The 5,431-nt window shown below is 72.1% G+C and carries 6 protein-coding genes; 1 reads left to right on the forward strand and 5 read right to left on the reverse strand.

From position 1 onward, the window contains the following. On the forward strand, positions 1-1,392 hold a 1,392-nt coding region (locus B1729_RS15970; RefSeq protein ID WP_163633767.1), incomplete at its 5' end, for a molybdopterin-dependent oxidoreductase. Between the two features lie 24 nt (positions 1,393-1,416). Here B1729_RS15970 and rocD read toward each other — a convergent pair. The 5 genes from rocD to B1729_RS15995 form a co-directional block, all read right to left on the reverse strand. Beyond that, complete coding sequence (gene rocD, locus B1729_RS15975; RefSeq protein ID WP_163633769.1) at positions 1,417-2,643, reverse strand: ornithine--oxo-acid transaminase; 1,227 nt, start codon at positions 2,641-2,643, stop codon at positions 1,417-1,419. 20 nt (positions 2,644-2,663) lie between these two features. Further along, entirely contained in the window at positions 2,664-3,593 is a 930-nt protein-coding gene (ddaH, locus tag B1729_RS15980; RefSeq protein WP_345770822.1) for a dimethylargininase, read from the reverse strand. A 133-nt stretch (positions 3,594-3,726) separates the two neighbouring features. Then, complete coding sequence (locus B1729_RS15985) at positions 3,727-4,746, reverse strand: NAD(P)-dependent alcohol dehydrogenase (protein ID WP_163633771.1); 1,020 nt, start codon at positions 4,744-4,746, stop codon at positions 3,727-3,729. Position 4,747: 1 nt separating this feature from the next. Further along, positions 4,748-4,963, reverse strand: coding sequence for a helix-turn-helix transcriptional regulator (locus B1729_RS15990; protein ID WP_163617819.1), 216 nt, complete (start codon positions 4,961-4,963; stop codon positions 4,748-4,750). Next, positions 4,963-5,431, reverse strand: a 469-nt coding sequence (locus tag B1729_RS15995; protein WP_239525866.1) for a hypothetical protein, incomplete at its 5' end; no start/stop codon positions are given. The genes B1729_RS15995 and B1729_RS15990, both read right to left, overlap by 1 nt.

The raw sequence follows: 5,431 nt of genomic DNA on the forward strand, positions 1-5,431 counted from the left end.
GCCGTCGTCGCGGCGACCCGACCCGGGGCCGGCGCCCTGGCCTGGCTGCCCTCGCTCGTCGCAGGTGCGGTCGGCGCCGTCGCGCTCTGGCTCCTGATCCGGCTGCTGGGTCCGTCCACCTCGCACCGCGCCTCGGCCGCGCGCAAGGACGCGGAGGCCGCGACCACCCGCCCGGCATCTGATCCGCAGGTGCGGACGGATGCCGCGGCACCCCCCGCTGCGGCATCCACACCTGGCGCCTCGCCCGACATCCCCGCCGCTGCGGACCCCGGCCACCCCACCGGCACCACCACCCTCGACCGGGAACCGGGACCGCTCGAGCCGCCCAGCCGCCGCGCGTTCTTCGCGTGGGCGGGGGCCGCGGCGGCAGCCGGCATCCTCGCGGCGGTCGTGGGTGTGCGCGGCGCGACGTCCGCGACGGTGGCGGCCGTCCGGCGGGCCGTGAAGCTCCCGCAGCCGGCGGTCGCGGCATCCGCCGTCCCCGATGGGGCGGAGCTCGACCTCCCCGGCCTGGCGGACGTCGTCACACCGAACGACCGGTTCTACCGCATCGACACGGCCCTCATCGTGCCCGAGGTCGATCCCGCCGACTGGCGCCTGCGCGTGCACGGCATGGTGGCGAACGAGTTCGAGCTGACGTGGGACGAACTGCTGGCGCTGCCCCTCGAGGAGTCGTGGACGACGCTCGCGTGCGTGTCGAACGAGGTCGGTGGCACGCTGATCGGCAACGCCCGCTGGCTCGGCTACCCGATCCGCGAGCTGCTCGCCCGGGCGCGGCCCACCGCGGATGCCGACATGGTGCTGTCGCGATCGATCGACGGGTTCACGGCATCCACTCCCCTCGAGGCCCTCACCGACGAACGCAACGCGATCCTCGCCGTCGGCATGAACGGCGCCCCGCTGCCGACGGAGCACGGCTTCCCGGTGCGCATGGTCGTGCCGGGGCTCTACGGCTACGTGTCGGCGACGAAGTGGGTCGTCGATCTCGAGGTGACGCGGTTCGACCGGGCGACCGCCTATTGGACGACGCGCGGCTGGTCGGAGCGCGGACCGATCAAGCTGCAGTCACGCATCGACGTGCCACGTGGCGGCCAGGAGCTGAGGGCCGGCGAGGTGGTCGTGGCGGGCGTGGCGTGGCAGCAGCAGGTGGGCGTCGAGGGCGTCGAGGTGCGCATCGACGAGGGCGAGTGGATGCCGGCGGCCCTCGCGACGGCCATCTCGGACGACACCTGGGTGCAGTGGAGCTTCCCCTGGACCGCGACGACGGGTGACCACGTCATCCAATGCCGCGCGACCAGCAAGGCCGGGGAGGTGCAGACCGAGGACACGGCTCCGCCTGCCCCGGACGGGGCCACCGGCTGGCACTGGCGCACGGTGTCGGTCTTCGACTGACGGCGCGCCGGGCGCCGACCCGGTTCAGGCCGCGAGCACCACGCGCAGCTGCTCGACCGCCCAGTCCAGCTCGGTGCCGCGGATGACGAGCGGCGGGGCGATGCGGATGGTCTGGCCGTGCGTGTCCTTGACGAGGACGCCCCGGCCGATGAGCCGCTCGGCGATCTCGCGGCCGGTGCCGACCGCGGGATCGATGTCGACGCCCGCCCAGAGTCCCACGACGCGGATCTCGGTGACGCCGTGGCCGACGAGCCCCTGCAGCTTCGACTCGAGGTGCTCGCCCAGGAGCTTCGCGCGACGCTGGAACTCACCGGTCTGCAGCATCTCCACGACGCGCAGGCCCACGGCGGCTCCGAGCGGATTGCCGCCGAAGGTCGAGCCGTGCTCACCCGGGCGGATCACGCCCAGCACGTCGCGGTCGGCGACGACCGCCGAGACGGGAAGGATGCCGCCGCCCAGCGCCTTGCCGAGCAGATACACGTCGGGCACGACGCCTTCACGATCGCACGCGAACGTCTCGCCGACACGGCCGAGACCCGACTGGATCTCGTCGGCGATGAGCAGCACGCCGCGGCGCGTGCAGATCTCGCGCACCGCACGGAGGTATCCCTCCGGCGGCACGATGACGCCGGCCTCGCCCTGGATCGGCTCGATGAGCACGGCGACCGTGTCGGCGGTGATCGCCGCGTCGATGACGGCGGCGTCGCCGAACGGCACCGAGACGAATCCGGGAGTGAACGGCCCGAAGTCCGCCCGCGCCTGCGGGTCGTCGCTGAAGCCGACGATGGTGGTCGTGCGGCCGTGGAAGTTGCCGTGGGCGACGATGATGCGCCCGGCATCCGGAGCCACGCCCTTCACCCGACGACCCCACGCACGTGCGACCTTGATGCCGGTCTCGACCGCCTCGGCGCCGGTGTTCATCGGCAGCACGAGCTCCTTGCCGCACAGCGCGGCGAGCGCGGCCGCGAAGGGGCCGAGCCGGTCGTTGTGGTACGCGCGACTGGTGAGCGTGAGGCGGTTCAGCTGCTCCTGCGCGGCGGCGAGGAGCGCCGGATGCCCGTGCCCGAAGTTGAGCGCCGAGTAGGCCGACAGCAGGTCGAGGTAGCGCTTGCCCTCGACATCCGTCACCCACGCGCCCTCACCGCGGGAGATCACCACCGGCAGCGGGTGGTAGTTGTGCGCGACGTGCTCCTCTTCGGCGGCGATGATCTGGCTCATCGCCGCGTCGACCGAGGGGATGGTGGCGGTCATGGTGCTCCTGTTTCCCGCCGTCAGCGCCGCAGCTCGAGCGTGCAGCACTTGATGCCGCCGCCGCCGAGCAGCAGCTCGGACAGGTCGACGAGCACCGGGTTGTAGCCGCGCTCGCGCAGCTGCGCCTCGAAGCCCTTGGCCCGCGGCGAGATGATGACGTTGCGGCCGTCGCTGGCCGAATTGAGGCCGAACACGGCGCCGTCGGCGTCGGCGACGCGGATCGCGTCGGGGTAGCGCTCGGCGAGGATCGCCTGGCTGCGCTCGTCGAACGCGTGCTCGAGGTAGGCGATGTTGGCCTTCTCGACGCCGCCCGGCCCCTCGACCGGATCGAGCACCGAGATGGCGGTGTCGAGGTGGTAGAACCGCGGGTCGATGAGGTTGAGGCTGATGACCTCCTTGCCGAAGACGTCGGCGAGCTCGCGGTGGCTGCCGCCCGTCGAGCGGAAGCCGGTGCCGGCGAGGATCGTGTCGCCGACGAGCAGGAAGTCGCCCTCGCCCTCGTTGACCTCGACGGGCTCGGCGACCTCGAAGCCGTTCGCGCGGAACCAGTCCATGAAGGCCGGCCCTTCGGGCACGCGCTCCTGGAACCGGAACTTGGCCCCGTAGGCGACGTTGTCGATGACGAAGCCGCCGTTGGCGGTGTAGACCATGTCGGGCAGGCCCTCGACGGGATCGATGAGGTGCACCTCGTGCCCGAGCGCGACATACGTGTCGTACAGCGCCTGCCACTGGCGCACCGCGAGGGCCGTGTCGGTGGGGTTCGCCGGCTCCATCCACGGGTTGATCGTGTAGCTCACCGTGAAGTGCTCGGGGCGGCACATCAGGTAGCGGCGGACCTGCTGGATGCGGCCTCCGTCGGCAGCGGGCGAGGCCGCTGAGCTTGTAGAAGCCGCCGCACCTCCGGCCACTGAGCTTGTCGAAGGGGCGGGCGCGGTGTTCTGCGTGGACATCTTGCTCCTGTACGAGGGGCGGCGGACGCTGTCCAGGGGCCCGGCGGAGCTGGAGAAGCCGGCAACCGGGCACGCCGACACCATTCTCTCACGAAGGTTGTGCGCGCCCTGGGAGCGCGTACGCCCGGCGGCGTCAGCCCGCCGTAACGACGACCTTGCCCACCACGTGGCCGGCGGCGACGTGTGCGAGGGCGGCGGGCGCGTCGCCGAACGCGAACGTCCGCTCGATCACCGGGCGAAGCGACCCGTCGGCGGCGAGCGCGACGAGTCGGGCGAGCACTTCGGGCTTCGCGGTCGCCGCGAGCGGGCGGAGCGGCCGCCGGGAGCCGATGGACATCAGCGCGGCGCGCAGGATCCTGCCGATCGGGCCCAGCACGCGGCCGCCCTCACCCGACACGAGCACGACCCGGCCGCCGTCGCGCACCAGGCGCTGCAGCACGCGCAGCGGTGCGGTGCCGGCGATGTCGACGACGACGTCGAACGTGCCGTCCTCGAGCTCCGGTGCACCGGGCTGCACCCGGTGATAGTCGAACGTGCGCGCTGCGCCGAGGCCTTCGACGACCGCGCGGCTGCGCTCGCCGCACAGCGCCCACACCTCAGCGCCCCGGAGCGCCGCGAGCTGCACGACGAACGTGCCGACGCCGCCCGAGGCGCCGATGACGAGGACGCGATGACCGGATGCCGCCTCCCCGCGTGCGAGGGCCTGCCACGCGGTTCCGCCCGCGACCGGGAGCGCGGCGGCGGCGCCGGGTGCCAGCGCCGCCGGGCGCGGCACGAGCCGTGCCGCGGGGGCGACGGCGTATGTCGCCAGTCCCCCGCCGGCGGGGAGCTCGCCGACCACTTCGTCGCCCACGGAGACGCCGGTCGTGCCCTCGCCGATCGCGATCACGGTGGCCGCGGCATCCATCCCCCGCACGGGCTGGCGCGGCCGGCGCAGACCGAACGCGAGACGTACGAGGAGCGGCTCGCCGCGCATGACGCGGATGTCGCCGTTGTTGAGGCCCGTGGCGCGCAGGCGCAGCAGCACCTCGCCGCGTCCGGGCGCAGGGACGTCGACCGTCTCACGCGTGACGGCGTCGGCCTCGCCGTAGCGATGCTGGGTCCAGGCGGGCATCGCGTCGGTGCCGAGCGCCGTGGGACTGTTCGCGGACATGTCATTCCTCCGGGTAGTCGAAGAGGTCGTCGAGGCCCACGCCGAACGCGCGGGAGAGCTGGAAGGCGAGCTCGAGCGTAGGCGAGTACCTGCCCTGCTCGATGGCGATGAGGGTCTGTCGAGTCACGCCGATCCGGCGGGCGAGCTCGGCCTGCGTGATCCCGGCCGCCTCGCGCACGACTCGGATCGAGTTGGTGACCTTGGTGGGCTTGACCATCAGACGAGTCCGCGCCGGTACGCGATGACACTCGCGATCCCGCCGATGATCGACGAGACCGCGAAACCGAAGAACATGGTGTTCGCGATCCAGAACCAGTCCGCCTCGAAGGCGCACAGGACGATGACACCCAGCCCCGCGATCACGAGGAACGCCTGCCCGACGCGAGTCGACATGTGCGCGATGTCGCGGTCGCGCTGATCGCTCTTGCCGACGCCCTCGGGATCCTTCACACCGGCGAGCATGCCCCACACGATGCTGAGCACGATGGCGCCGACGATGCTGGCTCCGATCGTCCACAGCATGATCGGCACCCAGTCGACGTCGGTGAGCGGCCCGCCGGCTGCCTGCTGCAGCACGATCACGACGTACACGCCCATCCCGATCACGCTGACGATGAGGCTCGCCCAGATGTTGCGCTCCTCGTAGACCATGGCTCCTCCAGCGGTGTGTAAAAGATTCTTGACA

Origin of the sequence: Microbacterium sp. B35-04 (assembly GCF_010634885.1) — a bacterium.
Lineage (GTDB): Bacteria > Actinomycetota > Actinomycetes > Actinomycetales > Microbacteriaceae > Microbacterium.